The sequence below is a fragment of the Rossellomorea aquimaris genome, from assembly GCF_008180865.1.
Classification (GTDB): Bacteria; Bacillota; Bacilli; order Bacillales; family Bacillaceae_B; genus Rossellomorea; species Rossellomorea yichunensis.
In genome coordinates this window covers 776,650-801,110 of record NZ_VTEX01000002.1, presented here as the reverse complement: position 1 = coordinate 801,110, position 24,461 = coordinate 776,650, and the positions used below count along the sequence as shown (strand labels likewise).

General features: G+C 43.4%; 22 protein-coding genes, 1 pseudogene and 1 other annotated feature (1 of these 24 running past the window's edge). Of the genes and pseudogenes, 22 read left to right on the top strand and 1 reads right to left on the bottom strand.

Going from position 1 to position 24,461, the window contains the following annotated elements; genetic code table 11:
- Positions 1-346: 346 nt before the first annotated feature.
- From FZC88_RS11550 to FZC88_RS11490, 13 genes are all read left to right on the top strand, one after another.
- Positions 347-1,738, top strand: a complete 1,392-nt coding sequence (locus tag FZC88_RS11550; protein WP_148994976.1) for an alanine/glycine:cation symporter family protein — start codon at positions 347-349, stop codon at positions 1,736-1,738.
- Positions 1,739-1,977: 239 nt separating this feature from the next.
- Positions 1,978-2,928, top strand: coding sequence for an ABC transporter permease (locus FZC88_RS11545; RefSeq protein WP_148994975.1), 951 nt, complete (start codon positions 1,978-1,980; stop codon positions 2,926-2,928).
- Positions 2,921-3,871 (top strand): iron chelate uptake ABC transporter family permease subunit, encoded by a 951-nt coding sequence (locus tag FZC88_RS11540; protein ID WP_148994974.1) that lies wholly within the window; start codon positions 2,921-2,923, stop codon positions 3,869-3,871. Before FZC88_RS11545 ends, FZC88_RS11540 begins: the two co-directional genes overlap by 8 nt.
- The gene (locus FZC88_RS11535) at positions 3,868-4,629 is read left to right on the top strand and encodes an iron ABC transporter ATP-binding protein (protein WP_148967391.1); all 762 of its coding nucleotides are present in this window, start codon (positions 3,868-3,870) and stop codon (positions 4,627-4,629) included. The genes FZC88_RS11540 and FZC88_RS11535 overlap by 4 nt, the downstream gene beginning before the upstream one ends.
- A gap of 19 nt (positions 4,630-4,648) precedes the next feature.
- On the top strand, positions 4,649-5,599 hold the full coding sequence (locus FZC88_RS11530; protein ID WP_148994973.1) for a siderophore ABC transporter substrate-binding protein: 951 nt from the start codon (positions 4,649-4,651) through the stop codon (positions 5,597-5,599).
- A gap of 1 nt (position 5,600) precedes the next feature.
- Positions 5,601-5,909, top strand: coding sequence for an antibiotic biosynthesis monooxygenase family protein (locus FZC88_RS11525; protein ID WP_148994972.1), 309 nt, complete (start codon positions 5,601-5,603; stop codon positions 5,907-5,909).
- 120 nt (positions 5,910-6,029) lie between these two features.
- Positions 6,030-7,124 (top strand): carbohydrate kinase, encoded by a 1,095-nt coding sequence (locus FZC88_RS11520; RefSeq protein ID WP_148994971.1) that lies wholly within the window; start codon positions 6,030-6,032, stop codon positions 7,122-7,124.
- A gap of 34 nt (positions 7,125-7,158) precedes the next feature.
- A complete protein-coding gene (locus FZC88_RS11515) occupies positions 7,159-8,076 on the top strand; it encodes a pseudouridine-5'-phosphate glycosidase (RefSeq protein WP_187443611.1) in 918 nt (305 codons plus the stop codon).
- Between the two features lie 96 nt (positions 8,077-8,172).
- Positions 8,173-10,650: a PAS domain-containing protein gene (locus FZC88_RS11510; RefSeq protein ID WP_148994969.1), complete on the top strand. Its 2,478-nt coding sequence runs from the start codon at positions 8,173-8,175 to the stop codon at positions 10,648-10,650.
- A 283-nt stretch (positions 10,651-10,933) separates the two neighbouring features.
- On the top strand, positions 10,934-12,250 hold the full coding sequence (locus FZC88_RS11505; protein WP_148994968.1) for an FAD-dependent oxidoreductase: 1,317 nt from the start codon (positions 10,934-10,936) through the stop codon (positions 12,248-12,250).
- A complete protein-coding gene (locus FZC88_RS11500; RefSeq protein ID WP_148994967.1) occupies positions 12,247-13,236 on the top strand; it encodes a class I SAM-dependent methyltransferase in 990 nt (329 codons plus the stop codon). The genes FZC88_RS11505 and FZC88_RS11500 overlap by 4 nt, the downstream gene beginning before the upstream one ends.
- A 482-nt stretch (positions 13,237-13,718) precedes the next feature.
- A complete protein-coding gene (locus tag FZC88_RS11495; protein WP_148994966.1) occupies positions 13,719-15,026 on the top strand; it encodes a lysine N(6)-hydroxylase/L-ornithine N(5)-oxygenase family protein in 1,308 nt (435 codons plus the stop codon).
- 82 nt (positions 15,027-15,108) lie between these two features.
- A complete protein-coding gene (locus tag FZC88_RS11490) occupies positions 15,109-15,624 on the top strand; it encodes a type 1 glutamine amidotransferase domain-containing protein (RefSeq protein WP_148994965.1) in 516 nt (171 codons plus the stop codon).
- Between the two features lie 82 nt (positions 15,625-15,706).
- On the opposite strand, the gene FZC88_RS11485 is transcribed toward FZC88_RS11490, so the two are convergent.
- Positions 15,707-15,928 (bottom strand): DUF1128 domain-containing protein, encoded by a 222-nt coding sequence (locus tag FZC88_RS11485; RefSeq protein ID WP_044338940.1) that lies wholly within the window; start codon positions 15,926-15,928, stop codon positions 15,707-15,709.
- Positions 15,929-16,094: 166 nt separating this feature from the next.
- On the opposite strand from FZC88_RS11485, the pseudogene FZC88_RS11480 reads away from it, so the two are divergent.
- From FZC88_RS11480 to FZC88_RS11440, 9 genes and pseudogenes are all read left to right on the top strand, one after another.
- A pseudogene (locus FZC88_RS11480) lies at positions 16,095-16,588 on the top strand (low molecular weight protein-tyrosine-phosphatase).
- Entirely contained in the window at positions 16,575-16,994 is a 420-nt protein-coding gene (locus tag FZC88_RS11475) for a hypothetical protein (RefSeq protein WP_148994964.1), read from the top strand. Before FZC88_RS11480 ends, FZC88_RS11475 begins: the two are co-directional and overlap by 14 nt.
- Positions 16,995-17,011: 17 nt before the next feature.
- Complete coding sequence (locus FZC88_RS11470) at positions 17,012-17,854, top strand: YihY/virulence factor BrkB family protein (protein ID WP_148967403.1); 843 nt, start codon at positions 17,012-17,014, stop codon at positions 17,852-17,854.
- 119 nt (positions 17,855-17,973) lie between these two features.
- Positions 17,974-19,713 carry a sensor histidine kinase gene (locus tag FZC88_RS11465; RefSeq protein WP_148994963.1) on the top strand — a complete coding sequence of 580 codons (1,740 nt, stop codon included), beginning with the start codon at positions 17,974-17,976 and terminating at the stop codon, positions 19,711-19,713.
- Positions 19,710-20,432 carry a LytR/AlgR family response regulator transcription factor gene (locus tag FZC88_RS11460; RefSeq protein WP_148994962.1) on the top strand — a complete coding sequence of 241 codons (723 nt, stop codon included), beginning with the start codon at positions 19,710-19,712 and terminating at the stop codon, positions 20,430-20,432. Before FZC88_RS11465 ends, FZC88_RS11460 begins: the two co-directional genes overlap by 4 nt.
- Before the next feature lie 267 nt (positions 20,433-20,699).
- A complete protein-coding gene (locus tag FZC88_RS11455; protein ID WP_148994961.1) occupies positions 20,700-22,148 on the top strand; it encodes a carbon starvation CstA family protein in 1,449 nt (482 codons plus the stop codon).
- A 348-nt stretch (positions 22,149-22,496) separates the two neighbouring features.
- Positions 22,497-22,697 carry a hypothetical protein gene (locus tag FZC88_RS11450; RefSeq protein ID WP_113968695.1) on the top strand — a complete coding sequence of 67 codons (201 nt, stop codon included), beginning with the start codon at positions 22,497-22,499 and terminating at the stop codon, positions 22,695-22,697.
- 501 nt (positions 22,698-23,198) lie between these two features.
- Complete coding sequence (locus FZC88_RS11445; RefSeq protein WP_148994960.1) at positions 23,199-23,750, top strand: sigma-70 family RNA polymerase sigma factor; 552 nt, start codon at positions 23,199-23,201, stop codon at positions 23,748-23,750.
- Positions 23,743-24,381 (top strand): hypothetical protein, encoded by a 639-nt coding sequence (locus tag FZC88_RS11440; protein WP_148994959.1) that lies wholly within the window; start codon positions 23,743-23,745, stop codon positions 24,379-24,381. The genes FZC88_RS11445 and FZC88_RS11440 overlap by 8 nt, the downstream gene beginning before the upstream one ends.
- 51 nt (positions 24,382-24,432) lie before the next feature.
- Positions 24,433-24,461, top strand: a binding site (T-box leader) (it continues 222 nt past the right edge of the window).

The following is a 24,461-nucleotide window of genomic DNA, read 5'->3' as shown; positions in this document are numbered from 1 at the left end:
TGCAGTCAGAAGTTGGCTGCAGATTTTTTATTGGTCAGAAGTTGCCGTATTTCCGGGGAAATGAACGGGTTTTGTCGAATGGAACCCCCTGCCAAAACTCACTTTAATAGACTTTCACCAAATATATCATCCTCATACTTTCCAATTTTCAAACAAAATGTTTCACACAACCAAATTTAGGGAAAAGTTTGAAAAACCATTTAGAAGCTGTGGCTAATTTTTCAGGAACAGGGATCTCATTTAGGAGACAAAGGCATTATACATACATTTGTACGATCATTTAGGCCTGCCCCAATCAAGAATTCCAAACCTTAGCCACTGCCTCTACTAAAAAGGAGGAGCACGATTGGATACGTTTTTTGACATCATAGGTAAAGTTTCGGCATGGTTATGGGGACCTCCATTAATCATTGTCCTGGGTGCAACGGGTTTGTACCTGACATTTTTATTGAAATTCATACAATTTCGCTATCCTCTCTACATATTTAAGCAAACGATAGGGAGCGTTTTTAAGAAGCCAAAGGGCGAAGGAACGGTGACGCCGTTGCAGGCCTTGACGTCGGCTCTATCATCCACCATCGGGGCAGCGAATATTGTCGGGGTACCGGCAGCGATCATGTTTGGTGGGCCGGGAGCTGTTTTCTGGATGTGGGTGATTGCCTTGATTGGAATGGCCCTTAAGTTTTCCGAGAGTGTGCTTGCGGTCCGCTATCGTGAGAAGAACGAAAAGGGAGAGTTTGTTGGCGGTCCCATGTACTACATGACGAAAGGATTAAACATGAGGTGGCTCGGTGTATGGTTCGCCTTTGCCCTTATGATCGAGCTGATTCCAAGTGTGATGGTGCAGGGGAATGCTGTGGCATCCACGGTAGAAGAAACATTCAATGTGGATGGACTCATCACGGGCATTGTCGTTGCCCTCATCGTTGTATTAATCGTATTTGGTGGCATAAAGCGTATAGGTAAAGTGACGGAAATCTTTGTACCGTTCATGGCTCTGATCTATGTAGGAAGCGCATTGGTCATCCTATTTATGAATATTGATGCAGTGCCGGAATTCTTCAGTCTGATTCTGTCGAACGCATTTCAACCAATGTCTGCAATGGGTGGGTTCGCCGGTGTGGCAGTGGCTGAGACGATCCGTTGGGGATTTGCACGTGGGTTATATTCCAATGAGGCAGGACTAGGAACGGCACCGATTGCCCATGCTGCTGCACAAACCGATCACCCTGTCAGGCAGGGGCTATGGGCAATCGTTGGAATCGTGATTGATACGATCATCGTTTGTACAGCAACGGCGTTCGTCGTGTTATCTTCAGGGGTTTGGACTGCTGAAAATGCATTGGATGACCCTTCAGCACTAACAACAGAAGCTTTCTCCAGTTATTTCGGGGAATTTGGTGGAATCCTCGTTACGATTTCATTGATTTTCTTCGTACTATCAACGATTATCGTCATCGTCTTTTATGGAGCAAAGCAGGCAGAATTCCTATTTGGCTACAAAGCAGCACAGGGGATCAAGATTGTTTATACGGTCGCGATTGTCCTTGGTTCGGTTGGTGCAGCAAAAGTCATTTGGCAATTCCTTGACTTAGCCCTTGCAGCGATCTTAATTCCGAATATCATTGCGGTCCTTCTTTTAAGTAAAGAAGTGAAGAGGCTTACTCATGAATTCTTTACGTCGGATGAGTACTACATGAAAGACACTGGCAAGGTAAAAGAAAAGAAAATCTCATAATCCAGAAGACTTGTTTTTCCGAGAGGGAGGGCAAGTCTTTTTTTGTATGTAATTCTAACTGTACTGCGTATTTCGAGCCGTTTTTCAGTTGTGGATGATTATGGAATTAGTGATAATGATTTTCATTTAGTTGTTGACTCCTCTTGAAACCTTATTGTAATATAGGTTTGTATTAGTTGATAATGATTTTCAATATCAATGATATTCAATAAAAATCAATGAAAGTTTTGGGGATAGTCATGAAACAACGTTACCTTTTTATTACGCTCATCTTGCTTTCACTCCTGTCTTTATTTGTAGGAGTGAGCCATATTACACCGATGGATTTACTTCAATTTCAATCCGAAGAGACACAGATTTTTCTCATCAGTCGATTACCGAGATTGCTTGCGATCTTACTTGCTGGTGCGGGAATGAGCATCGCGGGCTTGATCATGCAAAGCTTGAGTCGAAACAAGTTCGTATCCCCTACGACAGTCGGAACCATAGATGCTGCCAGGCTTGGGATCCTTGTATCGATGATTGTTTTTGTGAATGCCTCGATACTTGAGAAGATGATTGTTGCCTTTGCATTTGCGTTAGCCGGCACGCTGCTTTTTATGCAAATACTCGATCGGATCAAGTTCAAGGATGCAGTCTTTATCCCCCTCGTCGGGTTGATGCTTGGGAATGTGTTATCTTCGGTGACAACATTTTTTGCCTACAAGGCAAATGTGATTCAAAATATGGCGGCATGGCTGCAGGGTGATTTCTCATTAATCATGAAAGGTCGATATGAACTTTTATACATAAGCATTCCCATTATGATCATTGCTTATCTTTATGCGAATCGATTTACTGTCGCCGGGATGGGGGAGGACTTCTCAAAGAACCTTGGTGTTTCTTATCGCAAAATAGTGAATATTGGTCTCGTTCTCGTTGCGCTCATCACGGTGACAGTCGTATTGACCGTCGGGATGATTCCATTCCTGGGGTTGATCATACCCAATATCGTTTCCATCTTTAAAGGAGATCACTTACAGAAGACATTACCTCATACGGCCTTACTTGGAGCCATCTTCCTTCTTGTCTGTGATATTTTGGGTCGGGTCATCATCTACCCTTATGAAATTTCGATCAGTTTAATGGTTGGGGTCATCGGCAGTGCCATCTTCTTATACTTGCTGGTAAGGAGGAAGGCATATGCGTAATCGTTGGAAAATGCTTATTTTACTGGGGATTTCTCTATTATTCTGTGGTGTTTATTTATTTTACGAGCTAAATGGAAGCTATGATTATGCACTGCCTCGGCGGGGGATGAAGGTGCTTGCCATGGTCATTACGGGAGTCGCGATCGCCTATTCAACGGTCGTGTTTCAAACGATCACACATAATCGGATTTTAACACCGAGTATTATGGGGCTTGATTCTCTTTATCTCCTTCTTCAAACAGTAATGATCTTTTTCCTGGGATCGGATCACATACTTGTCATAAACAAGAATATAAACTTCTTATTATCGATTACAGCCATGATTGTATTTGCTCTTATCCTGTATCAATTATTATTCCGTCATAGTAATCAACCAATCTATTTTTTATTGTTGATCGGAATCATCGTTGGTACATTCTTTGGAAGCATCACCACATTCCTGCAAGTGTTGATTGATCCCAATGAATTTTTAATGGTTCAGGATAAGATGTTTGCGAGTTTTAATAACATTAATGCAGATCTGGTTTGGCTTGCCCTTTTCGTTGTCACCATCGTGATGATGTTTGGCTGGAGAAAGATCCATTACCTGGATGTCATGTCATTGGGAAGGGAAATGTCCATTAATCTTGGCGTCCCGTACGATCAAATGGTGCGTCGTATGCTGGTGATTGCAACTGTGCTCATTGCTGTTTCTACCGCCTTGGTCGGGCCGATTACCTTTTTCGGGTTGATTGTCGCGAACTTAGCATACCAATTCTTTCGGACCTACAAACATAGCATATTCATTACCGGTGCGAGCTTGATGAGTGTCATTGCCCTCGTCGGCGGACAGTGGGCGGTAGAACGGATCTTCACGTTTTCCACGACTCTAAGCGTGATTGTGAACTTCATCGGAGGAATGTACTTTATATATCTTTTGTTAAAGGAGAGTAAAGCCAAATGATACACATTCGAGGGCTGTCCAAGTTTTACGGGAAAAAGCTGGTGGTTGAAGACGTGACTGTCACGATTCAACCTGGTCAAATCACTTCGTTCATTGGACCGAATGGTGCCGGGAAGTCTACCCTTTTATCAATGGTAAGCCGTTTGCTAGATTCAGATAGTGGTGAAATCATACTGGATCAGGCCGATCTCAGGAAAATGAATTCAGACGATCTTGCCAAAAGAGTCGCGATCTTAAAGCAATCCAACTTTCTTAACGTCCGTTTGACGGTGAGGGAACTGGTATCGTTTGGACGATTTCCTTATTCGAAAGGACGATTGACAGAAGATGATGAGAGGGCAGTTAACCAGGCGCTTGATTATATGAATCTGGTGGACTTAGAGGGGAACTACTTAGAAGAATTATCAGGTGGGCAAAGGCAGCGGGCATTCATTGCCATGGTCATCGCCCAGGATACCGATTATATTCTCCTGGATGAACCCCTGAACAACCTGGACATGAAGCATTCGGTCCAGATTATGAAAATTCTGCGCAGATTAGTAGATGACCTGGGAAAGACGGTCGTCATCGTCCTGCATGACATTAACTTTGCCTCTGTGTATTCAGACAGAATCGTAGCGATGAAAAACGGAAAGGTCATTCGAGAAGGTTCAACAGATATCATCATACAAACCCAAACATTAAAGGAAATCTATGATATGGATATTCCTGTGCAACAGATGAATGACAATCGGATTTGTGTTTATTTTAATTCATAAAAAAAGAGGAGAAAAGAAAATGAAAAAATGGTCATTAATAACAATATTACTTACAGTCTTACTAGTTTTGGCAGCGTGCGGTTCAAAGGAAGAATCAACGACAGAAGCGAAGAATTCCAGTGGAAATGAAGAATCGAAAGAAGTTACAGTCAAGCATGAGCTTGGCGAAACGAAAATGAAACAAAACCCTGAAAAGGTAGTCGTGTTTGATTTCGGTGTTCTTGATACGTTAGATGAACTTGGAGTGGAAGTAGCGGGAGTACCGCAAGCAACGATTCCTCCTTACCTGGAAAAGTACAGCAGCTCAGACTATACGAACGTAGGAAGTTTGAAAGAGGCGGATTTTGAAGCGATCAGCTCGATGAAGCCGGATGTGATTTTTATCTCTGCACGCCAATCGGAAATGTATGAAGAATTCGCAAAAATCGCTCCGACTGTGTATGTTCAAACGGATTATACCAATTACATGGAATCGTTCACGAATAACATGGAAACCATTGCAGAAATCTTTGATAAAGAAGATGAAATGAAGAAGGAATTAGAGGATGTTCAAGCAGAGGTCGACGGCATTAAAGAGAAAACTGGAGGCCTTGATAGCAAAGCATTGATCTTGATGGGGAATGAAGGAGAAGTAAGTGCATACGGACCGGGATCACGTTTCGGAATTCTTCACGATGTATTTGGATTCAAGCCTTCTGATGAAAACATAGAAGAATCCACTCACGGACAAAATGTTACGTTTGAATATGTATTGGAACAAAATCCAGATGTACTGTTTGTGATCGACCGTGATGCTGCATTTGATCCTAACGCAAGCGTCAAAGATTCAATTGAAAACGAACTTGTACAAAAGACGAACGCCTACAAAAAGGAAAAAATCGTATATCTGAATGGTGGCCCATGGTACCTTTCAGGAGGCGGCCTTCAATCGATGAAACAAATGGTTGAAGATGCGAAGGCAGGTTTATAATATGTTTTATCAAATAAAGAGCCTGGCAGTGAAAGAGGGAACATCATCTAAAGTGGTTGAAAGGTTTTCTGGTGAGGGATTGATTGAAAAGCAGCCAGGGTTTATAGACTTAAAGGTCCTCGTCAAAAAAGTCCGCCGCGGCGACGAAGAAGTGATTGTCATGATTCAATGGGAGTCGGAAGCGGATTGGAAAAATTGGGAGAAGAGCCCTGAGCATATTGCAGGTCATAAAGCGAGTGCCGGCAAGCCTAAACCCGACCATATTCTTGAATCGAGTCAACATGTGTATGAGGTAAAGGCAAGTAAATAATGAAATTAAGTGTCCTGAGTTATATCGGGACGCTTTTCTTTTATTTTCCATCTTGTCTAAATTTAAACAAAAGTTTAGAATATTAACAAAAGTTATTTTTCTTTATAGGGGTGGGAGCTTGTGAACGAAAAAGAAAAGCTTTTGTTGACGTATATTGAGGAAAATCCATTTATGACTCAACAGGAATTGTCCGAGCGAAGCGGGATGTCACGCTCAGCCGTTGCGGGGTATATTTCGAATCTGGTGAAGCAGGGGAAAATCATGGGGCGTGCGTATGTTCTTCCGAAGAAAAACGGGATCACGTGCATCGGGGGAGCGAATATCGACCGGAAGCTTCAGTTGGACGGAAAGTTGATTGCTGAAACATCAAACCCTGCTAGAACAGAGCAATCCAGTGGTGGCGTGGCTCGCAATATTGCCGAGAATTTAGGACGGTTAGGAAAACAGGCCAATTTGGTAACAGCTGTAGGAGAAGATACGGAAGGAAGCTGGCTTTTATCTCAAACGAAGTCGTATGCCGATGTATCCGCATCCCAGCGACTTCTAAATGAAAGCACCGGGGCTTACTCCGCCATATTGGACGAACGTGGGGAAATGCTGTTTGCCCTTGCTGATATGAACATTTATGAAAGCGTTGACATCGGTTTTGTTGATAAGAGGTGGGGAATGATTTCTTCATCGGAAATGGTGCTGCTCGACACCAATTTTCCAGAGAATGTGCTCAAGTATATCATTCGACGGTGCCAAACGGAGGGGGTGCCCCTTACGATCATCCCGGTTTCTGAACCGAAAGTGTTGAAGCTGCCAGCATCACTGGAAGGCGTTTCCTGGTTCATATGCAACAAAGGGGAAGCGGAAACGTATTTAGGAATGACGATTGAGACAGAGGGTGACTATTTTAAAGCTGCTAAAGCCATCACTCAAAGGGGGGCGGAAAGGGTCGTGATTACCCGGGGAGATCAGGGGTTAATCTATTACACTATTTATAAAGAGGCGAGAGCCGTTCTGCCTCCGAAGGTTGAAGTTGCTGACGTGACCGGTGCGGGAGATGCCCTTGTCGCGGGAATATTATTCGGTTATTTAAAAGGATCCGATACAGACGGAGCCTGCCGGATCGGGGTGATCTGCTCGTCGATTACACTGCAATCCAAATTTACGGTGGCACCAACGTTGAACAAGAGCTTGCTTCAACAAGAGTTTAGTCATTACTATTGATTAGGGGGAAATGTACGTGAATATCAACTCATATATGGAATACTCGCAGGAAGTATCAGAAGCAAGAAAGACAGGTAAGGCGATTGTGGCATTGGAATCAACGATTATTTCTCACGGAATGCCTTATCCACAAAATGTGAAAACCGCCCGTGAAGTAGAGGACATCATTCGTTCAAAGGGGGCCGTTCCCGCAACGATTGCTATTCTGAACGGGAAAATCAAGATTGGGTTGTCCCATGAAGAGCTTGAATATTTAGGTCAGGCGACAGGCGTGATCAAGGCAAGTCGCCGCGATATCCCATATATCCTTGCTTCTAAAAAGGACGGAGCGACTACGGTTGCTGCTACCATGATCTGTGCAGAGCTTGCTGATATTTCGGTTTTCGTGACAGGGGGCATTGGTGGTGTTCACAGAAATGCAGAGGTGACCATGGATGTTTCGGCGGATCTTGAAGAACTTGCTGTGACGAACGTGGCCGTTGTCTGTGCAGGTGCTAAATCCATATTGGATATAGGCTTGACGATGGAATATCTGGAAACGAAAGGGGTACCTGTTTTAGGGTACGGAACGGATTCCTTACCGGCCTTTTACACACGAAGCAGCCCTTATTCAGTGAACTATAAAGTTGAGACAACCGAAGAGACGGCAGACATTTTAAAAGCGAAATGGGATCTTGGATTAAAGGGGGGCGTCGTGGTAGCTAACCCGATTCCTTCCCGGGATGCCATGGATGAAAACGAGATGAATAGAATCATAGAAAGAGCGTTAAACGAAGCGGAAGAACAAGGGGTTACCGGAAAGGAAGCAACGCCATTCCTCCTGGGGAAAGTAAAGGAATTAACAGACGGAAAGAGCCTTACAGCGAATATTGCACTTGTAAAGAACAATGCTCTTGTGGGGGCGGATATTGCGGTTCATTTCGCAAAGCTTGCGAAGGTGGAAACCTTCTAATGGTGTAAAAATTGGTGAAACCTGGGCAGATGGTCATGCCCGGGTTTTTTATATGAAATATATTGACCGTTTATATGTTTGAAGAGGTAGGGTAAAATGGTGGTAAATAACGTTACGAAAAAGGAAGGTACTATGGCTTATATGCAACCCTATCATGCATTGAGTGTTGATTCGATTCCGGTCCCGGCTGCAATAATAGATGTGAAAGGCCAAACTTTTATAGAAGAGAATGAAGAATGGAAAGGATTGACCCTGCAAGAAGATAATCTTCTTCAGAAAATTTTAGTAGAAAAGAATTGTTCCATCCGTTTAAATCATTATACCTACACAGTTAAACGTAAACAGGTAGATGAAACAAAAGAATTAGTGATGATTGTTCCAGAGGCCTGTGGAGAGAAGCACATTTCTCTTGATTACTCGAATAACTCCCGCTCGGCCATATATGAGTCTCTTATTTATAACACCCCGACTTGTGTATGTATCCTTGATAACAAAGGGAAAGTAGTGGAGATGAATCAATCCTTTCAGGAGCTGTTTCAAATTTCGGATGCCGTACTGGGGGAGTCCCTGTGCAATCAAACACCCCTTCAGAATCCATCCTTTATCACTTTAGTGATGAATGGAATAAGGGGAGTGAATACAACCGGGGAAGAAGTAACCTTTATGATGAATAAGGAACGGAAGATTACATGCAATATTACAATCTCCCCGGCCAATTACAAAAGTGATGGGACCGTAGACAGTGTCGGAATCATCCTTCACGACATCACGGAGAAGAAAAACTATGAAAACGAACTGGTCTCATTGAAAGCGGAACTTGAGAACACCCTCAGGCTCCAAAAGACGATCACCTATAAGATCAATAAGAAAGGCAATGAATTTGTGATCGAGATGGCGGCAGGGGAACTATTGAAAAAATTAAATCTGACTCCTTCAAAGGTGATTGGTAAAACCATTGAAGAAGTATTTGATTCCCATCACTTAGGGAAGATCCAACCTAAACTAAAGCGCATATGGGAAACAGGGGAAGAGTTGACGTATGAGGATGAATACAAGGATTTAGAATATATCGCCTCCATCGTTCCAGTGGTACAAGATGGAATGGTAGTGGAAATCATCTGCTCCATTTCAGATATTTCCCTGATCAAAGATATTCAGAGAAAATTGATTGAAAGCGAACAAAAGTATAAGTCAATTGTGAAATACAGCCCTGATAATATTTATATGGTAGATACAAACGGGATTATCCAGGAAGTGAACCCTGCTGTGAATAAGCAATGGAATCATATCTCTCCCTATATGATCGGCAGTCACTTCAGTGATTTCATCGCGGAAGGCAGCCGTCACACAGCAGTCAATCATTTTGAAGTCGCCCTTAAAGGTGAAGCGTCAAGATTTGTCACCACCTTCGAAAATGGAGAAGGTGGCAAAAGCCATGTAGCTGTCACCAACATCCCGATCCGGGTCAAAAACAAGGTCATCGGAATTTATGGATTTGGACAGGACATTACAGAGAAAATGAAGATGGAAGAAGAATTAAAGGAAGCGAAAGAATTACTGGAAGCGTACTTTGAGCATGCCGGTGATGGGATTGTCCTTTTAGATCCGGAGGGAAGCGTATTAAAGGTCAACCAGCAGTTTGAATCGATGTTCGGTTGGAATAAAGATGAAATAACAGGACATAAGATCACCTTTATTCACCAGGAAGACCAGGTAGGGCAATTCAAACAGAATTTAATGACCATTAAGGCCGGGAAGCGAATAAAGGATTATGAAACGGTGCGGTACCGAAAAGACGGAACGCCGATCGAAATTGCCTTTAACATGAATCCAATCTTAAATGACGATGGAAACCTCATCGGTATTTCAGCCATCATCAGAGACTTATCCGAGAAGAAGCGAAATGAAGATTTACTGAAGAAATCAGAACAGTTAGCGATGATCGGACAACTTGCAGCAGGAGTGGCCCATGAAATCAGAAATCCGCTGACGACACTCAAAGGCTTCTTACAACTGATGAAAGAAAATGCGAAGGATGACTTTTACCTAGGGGTCATCCAGGGAGAGCTCGATCGAATCGAAATCATCACCAATGAATTTCTGGCCTTGGCGAAGCCAAGAGCCGTTCAATTTTCCCTGACGTCATTGACGACCCTGCTTACAAGCTCTGTAGAATTCATTAAGATGGAATGCCTGAAGCAAGGAGTCGATGTAAGGTTCTCTGTGGAAGAAGCGGAAATTTATTGTGATTCCCATCAAATGAAACAGGTCATTTTAAACGTCATGAAAAACGCCCTGGAAGCTATGCCGAGTGGGGGTCTCCTAAGTGTTCAACTTGAAAAAGAAGACGGTTATGCGAAAATCTCCATCCAGGACAACGGAAATGGAATCCCGCCGGAGCGCATGAAGCATTTAGGAGAACCGTTCTACAGCACGAAAGAAAAAGGGACCGGACTCGGATTGATGATTTGCCAAAAAATCATCAAAGAACATCACGGCTCACTATCGATTCAAAGCAATGTAACGGAAGGAACGACCGTTACGATCTTACTTCCGATTGTAAATGAAAAATAGAAGAAACTCCATGATGAGAGGGAACTCTTGTCGTGGAGTTTTTTTTTATTTTCTCGTGTATTGTCGAATTGCCTTCAGGGAGTATTCCGACAAAATATGTAAATGCCAGAGGTTTTTGAATCATGAAAAGCTGATATTTTCCGGGAAATAGTACGTTCTACAAATTTCTTATTTCTCTTTTCTTTTTTAAGAACCTGTCTACTCATGGCGAATGGATGTGAGCACATCGCCAAGTTTCAACATCCTGGAAAAAGGTTAAAGAGATGGAAAGAGGTGAAGAGAAATGAAGACGAACGTCTTTATTAGCGGTGGAGGAATCGGCGGTCTGACACTCGGCTTAAAATTAGCGCAGTGCAATATAGACGTAACGGTTGTTGAACGGTTACCAGGACCAGGCTCAGTGTATAAGGGAGAACTCCTCCAGCCCAAAAGCTTGGAAATATTTGATTCATTGGGAGTCATTGACTCTGTGTTCGAAAACGGCCACATCATTTCCGATTTGGAACTGATTGAATTGAAAAATGCTAAATCGAGAGCGGAGAACTCCACGATGAGCTACTCTATTCTTCCCAGTCGATACCCTTATTCATTAATGATCCATCATGAAACGTTAAAGGGGATTCTCCGAGAAAAAGGGCAGGAGTATCCAACATTTCATTATCGATCGAATACAATCTGTAAGAAAATAGACGGTCATACGGTGATCATCGAGAATCGCGGGACGAAAGAGGTTCAAGAGATTCATAGTGATTTCATTATCGGGGCGGAAGGAAGAAGCTCTGTCACCCGTGACCATATGGATGTGGATGTGAAGGAGAAAAAGTACAACCATCACTTCTTAACGGTTACCTTTCCGCGACCAAAGGAAATGGTGAAGGGACGTATCATTTCTACATATCAATCATTCCTGGGTCTATTCCCGTTGCCAAACGATGAAGTACGATCCGTTTACCTCATCCCGGCAGGGGAATATAAAACGCTCAGGAAAAAATCAATTTCAGAGTTTCATAAGCTTTATATCGAAATGTGCCCGGATCTCGATGGGTACGTGAACCAAATTGAGGACTGGAAGAAGATCCAGCTGATGGTCCCATTGAAATATCATGCTGAAACCTATGTGAAGGACCATCTTGCCCTGATAGGCGACGCCGTCCACACGGTTCACCCCATGGCAGGAGAAGGAATGAATATGGCGATACAGGATGGGAGCATTCTTGGAGAGTTGCTGTGTGATATGTATTCAGCGGGTAAATTAGATCCGGCAAATCTGGAGTGGTACCCAAAGGTCAGAAAAAGAAGGGTTGCCCATCAAATGCATCTCAGCCATTTATCAGCCCTCGTTTATTCGTATCCGTATCGACCTGTTGGCTGGATGCGAAATAAGAGCCTGCAGCGAATGGAGAGGGATTCAATCTCCCATTACAAGCAAATGCTGAACATATCAGGTCTCGGCATGTGGAGGGAAACCCTGTATGACCGGATGGTCCAGGGGGGAGTGCTACCGATCAGAAAGGATTCGTTGACTGAGGAAGAGAAGTCCAACACAAAATTTACGGTAGTCCAGGACTATCCCTGGAAAGGAAAGGAGGCACTACTATGATCGGAGAAATGGTGAAAGTATGGCGTGCAAGAACTTGGATGAAAAAGAATGTGCCGTTTCTGTACAGCTGGCATGCCTATGTAGGGTATGAAATGGATCTGTTTGATAGTTTTACAAAGCCTGCCTCCATTCAGGAAGTGGCGCTTGCTAAAAATATCGAAATGGACCTTCTTGAACAGTGGGTTGAGGTCGGCATCACCATCAAGCATATGAAGCGGGTGGAGGATGAAAAAGTCACAACGAGGAACCGCTGGAAGCTGCCGACTTCAAAGAGGGACCCTCATTCATCCGGTATTTTGCTGAAAGAAATGATGGAGCTGCACATACCGGCCTTGTTGTCGTATCCTCAATTATTGCGCAATCAAACGAAGCAGCATTTCAATTCGGATGTCCATGGCTCGACTGTAGCAAAAACGTCGATCCTGTTAGAGCGCTTTGCCTTTCCAAAGGTGCAGAAGGCAATTAAAAAATACAATGTAAATTCGATATTGGATCTGGGCTGTGGGGAAGGAGGATATGTGAAGAGAATAGGAGATCGCTATCCTGATAAGAGAATGGTAGGGATCGAGATTCATGAAGCCGTCGCAAAGGCTGCTGAAGAATCGCTCAGTGACTATGAAAATATTGAAATCCTTTGTAAGGACCTCCATGAATATGAACCCGGTCAGCTCTTTGACATGATCATGGCCAACAATCTCTTTCACTATATCGACCCATCAGAGAGATTGCAATTTTTTGAAAAAGCATCGAAGTGGCTTGAAAAAGAAGGCTTGTTCTTTGTTCTGACCCCGATGCAAAAGTCCAAGCACGGGCAGCAGTTTTCCAGTGCCTTCAACAGCTTTTTCATGACCTTCCAGAACCTGTATCCGATTCCGTCGCAGAAGGAGATGGAGACATTGGCCGGTAAAACAAATTTCAAAGTGGAGTCCGTCGAACCGATCGTGAAAGAAGGAGGATGGTATGTAATGATATTCAGGAAGAACTGATCCTTGTAGCGGGGATTGGTTTTTTTGTTTGGGTGTGTGGTGTAGGTGTATGTCTGTTCGTTTCGTTTTTTCCTTAGTCGATAATAAAAGTGCAAAAGTCGATAATATATCTGGAAAGTCGATAATATAACCCGAAAGTTGATAATATATAGCGGAAACTCGATAATAAAAAGTTTGTATCCCCTTTGAAGTATCGCATCAATACACATTTGTCCTTTTCCCGAACCAATATTCAATCTCGAATAATAAAAAACACCGTTGAGGGTGCAAGTCTTAAGCAAAATAGTTCAGCAGCTGAATCTCAGGTTTATTTTAACAGTCAAATTTCGTTTGGAAATTCAAATGTAAAATATCAAGCGAAATTCAACAGTCAAAATATTCACCCACCGCACACATCCGTCACAATTATTTTCACTAAAAAGGGTAATCAACCATCGTTTTAGGGTAAAAATAGAAAGATTACAGATGTGGAGGAGAGCCAATTGAGTAGACAGGATGTATGTGATTGTATCGGTATCGGTATTGGGCCGTACAATTTAAGTTTGGCGGCGTTAATGGAGGAGAAGACGGATTTGAAGGTGAAGTTTTTCGATCAGACTCCGGAGTTTCAGTGGCATCCGGGGATGTTGATTAATCTGACGGATCTGCAGGTTCCATTTATTGCGGATTTGGTGACGTTTGCGAATCCACAAAGCCGGTACAGTTATTTGAATTACTTACATACGCATAATCGTTTATATAAATTTTTCTTTTTTCAAAAGTTTGAAATGCCGAGGCAGGAGTACAATGATTATGCCCGCTGGGTGGTGAGTCAGCTTAGCTGCTGTCAATTTCATAGTGAGGTGATCGGGGTCACGGATGAAGGCGACTGCTATAAGGTTGTGATCGATAACCGCTTGACCGACGAGCGTGAGATTTATTATGCGAAACATGTGGTGATGGGTACGGGAAGCAAGCCGTTGATTTTAGACGGAATGGATGGTCTGCCGGATGTGGACGTCCATCATACGAGTAAGTATCTGTTTCATAAAAACATGACGATGGAAGGGTCATCGATTACGATTGTCGGGTCCGGGCAAAGTGCTGCCGAGGTGTTCTTTGACCTTTTAAAAGAACAGAAGGATCATTCCTATCAGCTTACATGGCTGACCCGTTCCGAAGGGATTTTGCAGCTAGAGTCGTCGAAGCTGGGACAGGAATTCTTTGCCCCTGACTATGTTGATTATTTTCATGGGCTGACGTATGAGAAGCGTGTGGAGGCATTAGAAACGTTGGATCAGCTCAGAAATGGGATCGATCCGGATACCCTCAATAATATTTACAACATCCTTTATAATCATTCGGTCAGTGATAGCTCACCGGACATTACGATTCAGCCTTTAACGGAAGTGAGTAAGATCCGGAAAGAGGAGGATCAGTACGTCCTGAATTGCCGTCAATGGCAGGAAGGGCGTGATTTTTCATATCAGACGGATAAAGTGATATTGGCGACGGGTTATAAGCCGAATATTCCCGAATGGTTTTTTGAGGAGTTCGAGGACAAAATTGTCTGGGAAGATGAGGAGAAGTATAAAGTCTCCCGGAATTATAAGCTGGAATTCAAAGAGAACAGAGACCGGGGGCATCATTTCTATACGGTGACGAGCCTGGAGCATTCTCACGGTGCAGGGGCAACGAACTTAGGATTGGCTGTGGACCGGAATATTCAAATCATCAATGACATCGTTGGTAAAGAGGTATATGAAGTGCAGAGGAACACGATCTTTTCTCAATTCACGATGGATAAATAAGGGAGTCGTGTTTGAATGTATGCACAAAGGGTAAAGTACATGTGTGATAAAAAAACAACGATAACTAGGAGTGTTTCATTTTATGGCTAAAATAGCAACGTTAATTACAGACATGTTTGAAGACGTAGAATTTACAGATCCTGAAAAAGCGTTTAAAGAAGCAGGACATGAAGTTGTGACGATTGAAAAAGAAAAAGGAAAATCAGTCACAGGGAAGCAGGGAGATGCAAAGGTGAAAATCGATGAAAGCATTGATGACGTCAATCCTGCAGACTTTGATGCCCTATTATTACCAGGCGGATTCTCTCCGGATCAGCTGCGTGCAGATGACCGTTTCGTTAAATTCACGAAGCATTTCATGGATGAGAAGAAACCGGTATTCGCGATTTGCCACGGTCCACAATTATTAATTACGGCAAAAGCACTGGAAGGACGAAAAGCGACAGGCTTCAAGTCCATTAAAGTAGATATGGAATATGCAGGTGTGACGTACGAGGATAAAGAAGTCGTCGTATGCGGGAACCAGCTTGTGACAAGCAGGACACCGGATGATCTTCCGGCATTCAACCGTGAATCACTGGCGCTTCTTTCGAAATAGGACAACTAAATGAAAGGGGACATTCCCCAAGGTATTTTGTACCTTTGAGGGAATGTCCCCTTTTACATATTGTGGTTGAAGATTATTTACGCAGGTTACCCATTTCTTCAATGATCGCAGTCATTTCACTCGGGCTGAATCTGTCCTTGCGATCGACCATTACATAAAGGTCGTGAAGATCTTCATACATTTCTTCATTGAAATCTTCTGGCTTTACGGCACCGGCATTGACTATTTTTAATTTTTCTTTAATGGCAGTGACCATGAACTCGATATTTTCCGTGGTATTTTGTGATAAATCCATCTGGTATCGTCCTTTCTGACGTGCATTCATTATATTTATCTTTCCATGATTCCTCCAACCTGTCAACATAACTTCCACTTGAGAAGGATTTTTTTCGGAGAATGTTTTACACTATTAAGGAATGGGAAATGAGTAGGTAAGTTAAAACGTTAGGAGAGGCGCGTTCATGGTATCTGTGTTGTTTGTATGTTTGGGAAATATTTGCCGGTCCCCTATGGCGGAGGCGATATTCAGGGCAAAGGTTAAAGAAGAGAATCTGGATGGCGTGATTGAGGTTGACTCTGCAGGCACGGGAGATTGGCATGTCGGGAAGAAACCTCATGAAGGAACTTTAGCCATTCTTAGAGAAAATAATATAAAGAGTGATGGCTTGCTCGCGCGACAATTCATAGGAGAAGATAAGAAATATGATTACATCGTGGCAATGGACGCTTCGAATGAACAAAACATGAAGAAGATTCTTGATAGTGATCATCACGGAAAGGTGTTCAAGCTCCTGGACCTGGTGGAAGAAAGCCGGGAGAAAGATGTTCCCGATCGTACTTCACGGGGAATTTTCAAGAAGTGTATGATCTAGTGGAGTCCGGCTGCAGCCTATTATTAGAAAAAATAAAAAAAGACAATCATTTGAAGGAGGGTAATACATATGGGAAGCAATAAATTTTTCAAAGGGGTTTTGTTAGGTGCCGCGGCAGGAGGGCTGCTTTCCCTCTTGGATAGAACGACCCGTCAGGAAATGGGTACATCTTTAAAGAACAGTGGGAATTATATTTCAACATACTCAAAAAATCCTCAAAGACTGGTCGAGTCATCGAAGGAAGTGTATGAGAAATTACGTACGACAGCTGATCAGGTCAGCAGGGATATTCAATTCATCAGTGAAAAGGTAGATGAAATCAAAGGGATGACTCCACAGGTGAAAGAAATAATCGAGGAAACGAAGGAAACCTTCGAAGACTCTTCAGAAGCTTATAAAGATACGTTTTCAGATAGGGAAACATCAAATGAACTAACAACTCAGGATGAAGAGAGCCAACCTATTGCATCTTCATTTAAGGGGTATTAACGAAAAGAGGTGAGAACATGTCGGATGAGACGGTCAAAGGAGGATGGAAAGGATTTTCTAAAAGTCTTTTCTCAAACATTAGTGCGAATGATGTAACGGGCCTGGCCGCACAAATTGCCTATTACTTTCTTTTATCGCTCTTTCCACTGCTGATTTTTATCGTAACACTCTTGCCATACCTTCCTGTCGAGCAGGGGGACATACTGGGTCTGGTCAGGGATTTTGCACCAGGGGAAACGATGTCCATGATCGAGGAAACGCTACAGGACATCATGTCGAATCGGAATTCCGGTTTACTTTCTGTCAGTATCATCGCCACGATATGGTCGGCATCCAATGGGATGAATGCCATCGTGAAAAGTTTAAATCGTGCCTATGATGTAGAGGAAACAAGATCATTCATTGCGACCCGTCTCATGTCTATTCTATTGACACTAGCCATGATTCTCGTATTTGTCATAGCTCTTTTACTTCCGGTGTTCGGGAAACAGATCGGTCTATTATTATTTTCTCAATTCGGATTTTCAGAGCAATTTTTAACGGTATGGAACGGGATTCGCTGGGCGATCAGTCCCATCATCCTGTTTATTATTTTCGTTGGGTTGTATTTCTTTGCTCCAAGTAAACGGATCAAATGCTTAAGTGCGTTCCCGGGGGCAATCTTTGCGACGCTTGGCTGGGTACTCGCATCCTTGGCCTTTTCTTATTACGTCGGAAGCTTTGGGAATTATTCAGCCACATACGGCAGCATCGGAGGGATCATCGTCCTCATGATCTGGTTCTACTTAACGGGAATCATCATCATGATCGGCGGGGAAATCAATGCATTGGTCACGATTAAAGATAAAGATTCGTGTTAAAATAGGGGAAATCACTCCCCGGACATAGTACAGGTTCAAGTAGGGGAAGATTCTATTAAACATTCGTGTTTAAGGGGGGTCTTCTTTTTTGATGTGAAACAGAAAGCGAGGTTGAGCCTATGTTGATAGCTGCAATGGTGGAGAGGCTTGGTATCATTGTGACCATTGCCTTTGTGATGACGAGGATCAGCTTCTTCCGTCATTTAATCGAGAAGCGGACCCATGTAAAGAAAACCCAGACTCTGCTCCTTATCCTGCTGTTTGGTTTCTTTGGGATCGTTGGTACATATACGGGATTGATTGTGAATCCATTTCAAGCAGAATATACAAAATGGCAGTGGCATCTTCAACAGAATGAAGCGATTGCCAACTCCAGGGTGATCGGAGTCGTGGTCGCCGGGTTACTGGGTGGTCCATGGATCGGACTAGGAGCTGGATTGGTCGCCGGGGTCCACCGGTATTTTCTTGGAGGATTCACGGCATTCTCCTGCGGTATTTCGACGGTGTTAGCTGGTTTACTGGCAGGATGGATCGGAAAGCGGGAAAAGAAGAACAGGCTTGTTTCCCCTCAAAAAGCTTTTTTGGTTGGTTTTGTCGCAGAAGGGATGCAGATGCTTCTCATCCTTCTATTATCGAAGCCATTTGCTGATGCTTATATACTCGTTTCCGATATCGGATGGCCCATGATCCTTGCAAACGGAGTCGGAGCCGGAATTTTCCTGTTGATCATTAAAAGTGTTTTTTATGAAGAAGAGCGAATGGGAGCGGCTCAATCCCAGAAAGCACTGCGATTGGCTGATAGCACGGTGAAATATATGCGAAAAGGATTGAATGCCGCCTCTGCACAGGCAACATGTGAAATCCTGATGAGAGATGTGAACGCTCTGGCAGTTTCCATCACGAACACTTCCCACATCCTCGCTCATGTCGGTCTGGCCTCGGATCACCATCAACAAGGGCGCCCGATTCAAACCGAAGCGACGAAACGGGTCATCGAAACGGGAGAGCTCATGAAGGTGGGAAGAGAGGATATTCAATGTGACCGGAATGGATGCCCATTGGGAGCCGCGATCATGGCCCCTCTTTTAAAAGGGGGTGAAATTGTCGGAACGCTTAAATTCTATTTTCATTCGGAAAAAGAAATCTCGCCGATCTTGATGGAATTAACGAAGGGGATCGCGACCCTGCTTAGTCACCAGCTGGAACTGGCTGAAATCGATACCCATAAAGAGCTTGCGAAAGAGTCAGAAGTAAAGGCACTGCAGGCACAGATCAATCCACATTTCTTGTTCAATACCATCAATGTCATCGTGTCGTTGACGAGGATCAATCCCGATAAGGCGAGGACCCTGCTGATTTCACTATCTCAATTTGTGCGTCAGAATCTGACAGGAAGCACGAAATCCACCTCGACCCTTAAAGAAGAAGGACAGCATGTAAAGGCTTATCTCGCCATTGAAGAAGCACGATTCTTTGACCGGCTGGAAGTGGTGTATGAGATTGACGAAGGTGCCCTGCAGGCAAAGGTCCCTTCGATTACCCTTCAGCCTCTTGTTGAAAATGCGATTAAGCACGGGATGAAGAATGTAGAAGAAGGATTTGTGTTAAAGATCTCGATTGATTCGAATGGTGATGAGGTGACTGTCCGTGTGGAGGATAACGGTGCCGGAATCGATGAAGAGAGAGTGGAAAAGCTTTTGCTTGAGCCGGTGGAATCACAGTCCGGAACAGGAATCGGCCTCTATAACGTGAACACACGATTGGAAATGATGATGGGGAAAGAATCAGGTCTATCGATCACTTCATCAATAGGAAACGGGACCACCATTGAATTTACGGTAAGGAGTGAGAAAGGATGAAAGTTGCCATTATTGATGATGAGCCCTATAGCCGGGAGGAAATGAAGCATCTCTTAAGCGGATATTCATGGGTGGAGGTAGTCGGGGAAGCAAGTTCTGCTGAAAAGGGATTGGAAATCATCTTAACAAAAGAACCCGATGTCTTATTTCTTGATATTGAAATGCCTGGCATGAGCGGAGTAGACTTAGCGGAAGCCCTGCAAAAAATGAAGCACAAACCGGAAATCGTCTTTGCCACTGCCTATCCGGATTATGCCCTTAAAGCGTTCCGGGTAGAAGCCGTTGACTACTTATTGAAACCATTTGAAGAAGATCAGCTTGGGCAAACGATGGAGCGGTTGAAGAATCTTTTGAAAGTGGGAGTGAAAGAGCAGAGCGAGAGTCCGTCGATGGGGAAACTTGCGGTTCAGGATGAAGACAAAATTGTATTCATCAGCCCTAAAGACATTCTATATATATTCCGTGAAGAGCGGGAAACCTTTATATGTACGGAGAAGAAGAAGTATACTTGCCGCTTGCCGATCAAGGAATTGGAATCGAAGCTCAGTACATATCCATTTTTCCGCGTCCATAAAAGCTACCTCGTTCAGCTGCCCTTCGTAGAGGAGCTCATCCCATGGGGAAGCGGCGTGTTTCAGTTGAAGGTTCATGGAGCGGATGAGGCGATTCCGGTGAGCAGGAATTATGTTAAGGAATTGAGGGAGCGGTTGGAGTTGTAGGTATTTGGATATGTACCTGGTACATAAACCGATTATTGTACCAGGTACAATTTTGGTTTTGGGTGCCTGGTACAAATCGAGCATTCGGAGCCGCGCACCAAACTGCTCATCTGTAACATGCACCATCTCTTCTTTCTCTGCACATGAACCCCCGCTCAGAACATCTTAACCCCGATTTCCGACATCTTGAACAGAATGTGACGAAACTGTGAATATGATTGCTATAATGAAAGCGTATTCATAAATGAACGAAAGGGGATCATAAGCATGGTCACATTTCTGGTCTCGATTGTTGTATTAATTATCGGTTATTTCACATATGGAAAATTAATTGAAAAGATCTTTGTAATCAATGAAAGTCGTTCGACTCCTGCTTATGCGAAAGCGGATGGAGTGGATTATGTTCCAATGAAGACGGGTAAAAACTCCATGATTCAGCTGTTGAACATTGCAGGTGTAGGACCCATTTTCGGTCCAATCATGGGAGCACTTTATGGACCTGTCGCGTTCCTTTGGATCGTACTCGGAGCGATTTTTGCCGGAGCGGTTCATGATTACTTAACGGGGATGATTTCAATCCGTAACGGTGGAGCTCATTTACCGGAGCTTGCAGGACGCTTCCTTGGTAAAACGATGAAGCATGTTGTGAACGCATTCTCGATTCTATTACTCGTGCTGGTGGGTACGGTTTTCGTTACAGCACCTGCAGCATTGATCGCGAATCTGACGCCAGCCTGGATTTCTTTAGGTGTTATTATCGCCGCAATTTTTATTTATTATATTGTCGCAACCTTATTACCTATTGATAAAATCATCGGTAAAGTATATCCACTTTTCGGAGCACTCCTTGTAGTGAGTGCAGTTGGGATCGGTGCGGGATTAGTGATTACAGGTGCGGATATTCCTGAGATCAGCTTGACTAATATGCATCCTGAATCAGTAGCGATTTTCCCATTATTATTCTTGACGATTTCTTGTGGGGCACTTTCAGGGTTCCATGCTACACAATCACCAATCATTTCAAGAACGACTCAAAATGAAAAGAACGGACGCAAAATTTTCTACGGAATGATGATTTTAGAAGCGATCATTGCGATGATCTGGGCAGCAGCTGCCATGAGCTTATTCCAGCCGGGTGAATTGAATGCCATCTTGAAAGAAGGCGGACCTGCGGCGGTTGTAAGTGAAGTATCGATCCTTATGCTTGGATCAATCGGTGGAACACTTGCCATCCTTGGAGTGATCATTCTTCCGATCACGTCTGGTGATACATCATTCCGAAGTGCGCGAATGATCATTGCCGACTATATTAAAGTAGGACAAGTGAAAATGTCGAGCAGGCTTTGGATTGCGATTCCATTGTTCGTGATCTCAGTCGTGTTGACACGAATCGACTTTAACCTATTATGGAGATACTTCTCCTGGGCGAACCAATCGACAGCGATGATCGCCCTTTGGGTAGGTGCCATGTATCTGGCGTTGCAAAAGAAACCTCACTGGGTCGCAACGATTCCAGCGATCTTCATGACGATGGTGACATTCACGTATATCCTGAGTGCTCCGATCGGTTTCGGATTATCAATGAGCACAGCGTATATGGGAGCGACAGTCGTAACCATCGCCGCAATATTAGCATTTATTTACACATTGAGAAAGCGCTTAAACAATGGATCCGTCATTCAAGTCGACGAAGACGTTCCTCAATCAGCAGCCTAATGTGTTAGGGAGTTTTCCGGTAATTACCGGGAGACTCTTTTCTTTTTTTGCACAAAATAAGAATGGTTCAAAAACCACAAGTTTTCTAGATGCCGACTAATTATTAGGAGTGATTCAGCATGACAAAGAAAACGAAAAAAGACGGCGGTACAAAGCAAAACGGAAAGCACAAACCGAAACAGAAAACATCCGGTTCTGCTAACGGGCAGAATGGATACCACTAGAAAATGAAAGCCAATCCTTTACGGGTTGGCTTTTTTATTTGGAACTCGAGATGTTTTCTGGTGGAGGATGTATTATAATAGAGGTAGTTTCAAAAATTTAGTAGTCTCAAAAGGAGATTCCATTATGTCGAATAATAATGATCAGCAAATACAGCCAGAAAAGAAAAAAATCAGCCTGCAGGAAGCAATGAAGCAGCAGCTGGCAAAGAAAAAAGAAGCCCAGGCAGGCGGCAAGCAAGCAACAGGCGGTTTAGCATCGAATCAACGCATGCAAAGCCAACAAACGAAGAAGCCTAGCAATACTCGTCGTAAGATGGGAAGCTAATGGGGGAGAGCGCTCGGGAATTGGGGAGTGCTCTTTTTTTGTTTTGGATGGCGTTTCTGGTGAGGCTGTACGGTTGGGCTCGGGTACAGCGGTCGGTACAGCGCGAAACTTGACGAAGTTTGTAAAATGGCAGATACATCAGGAATTCGGCAGATAACCTGGAAAAAAATGCATATAAAAAATTCCACATAAATCGTGAGAACGGCAGATATATCACAGAAGTGGCAGATAACTTTTTCAGTGTAGAGATCTGGTCCCGATTGGGCGTGCGAAATTTGTCGCTATATGAAGAACGGTCGATATCGTGAAAATAAGGTCGATAAATCGAGATAACGGTTGATAAAATGATATAACGGTCGGTAAATCGAAATAAAGGTCGATAAATCCAAAGTACACCCCTTCCTCCCGCCACAACTCCTTTCAAATATCCAATCCCACTAAAAAAACCAAACTTTTTCCTCTCCATAGTCGTCAAAGTAGTAGAAAAGAGGTGATCTCTCCTTGAATGAAGAACAGGTACACGATTTCACTCTGTCGAAGGAGGGAATTCTGGAAGAAGTGATGAATGAATACGGCAAAGAGGTGCTATATATCGCTTATTCTTATGTGAAGGATTACAGTCTTGCTGAAGATATCGCTCAAGAGGTGTTTGTCCGGTTTTATCAGCGGTACGATTCGTTTCGGGGAGACTCCTCGTTGAAGACGTGGATCATCCGGATAGCCATCAATCAGAGTAAGGATTATCTCAAGAAGTGGGAAACGAGGAAGCTGCTTTTTACAAATAAGTTGAGTGAGTGGATTCAGGAGAGCAGGAGTCGATGGCCGGAATCTCAAACGATACATAGGGAAACGGGCAGGGAGCTGCATTCCAGGTTATTATCTTTGCCAATCAAATACAGGGAGGTTCTATTTCTGTATTATTATGATGAACTGAAAATCACGGAAATTGCCGAGTGCTTGGAGATCAACATCAATACGGCTAAAACCCGTTTGAAAACAGGGAAAGAGAAACTGCAAAAAATGTATCCAAAAGGGGTGCATCACGATGGATAGAGAGCTTCAGCGACAGGTTAGAAAAATGACGGATGAAGGATTACTAGGATTCGATTTTAATAATCAAATGAAGGACCATGTAAGGAAAAGAGTAGCTGAGGGGAAGCCGGAAAAAGAATATCGGCGCAGGTGGTATGCGCCATTGACCAGTTTTGCCATTGTTCTCATCGTTGTATTTGCGTTTGCCGTATTGAAGGGGGAGCAATGGGGAATCCTGGGTAGCGAGAAGCTGAGTGGTTTCTTCACGAATAAATCGAACTTTGATGTGGAAATCCGCTTTGATGGGGGGATGACCATAAGTACGTTTACGGACACGATTACAAATCAAGATGGTGAGGAAAAAGCTCTAACCTTCTCTAAAGACGAAATGAGTGAAGTTTACACAAAGATAGAGGGCCTGAATCTGAAAGGGAACAAACAGTTGTCTTACCGTAAAGATTGCACCATTCTATCTCTTGAGGGTTACATGATGAAGATAAGAGTGAATGAAGATGTATATGAATACTATCATTCAGAGTGTGCGACGACGGCTGACAGAAGGGAATTCGACGAGTTACGCCAACTCATCATCACCATCATCAAACAAAAACCTGGGTACGAAGAAATGTTAAAGGAAAGATTGAAGATGTAAATATTCCATTTACTTCCTCTCCCAATCATGCTATCATAATAAAAATTTCAATTAAATGCCAAGAAGAGAAGAGTAGATAT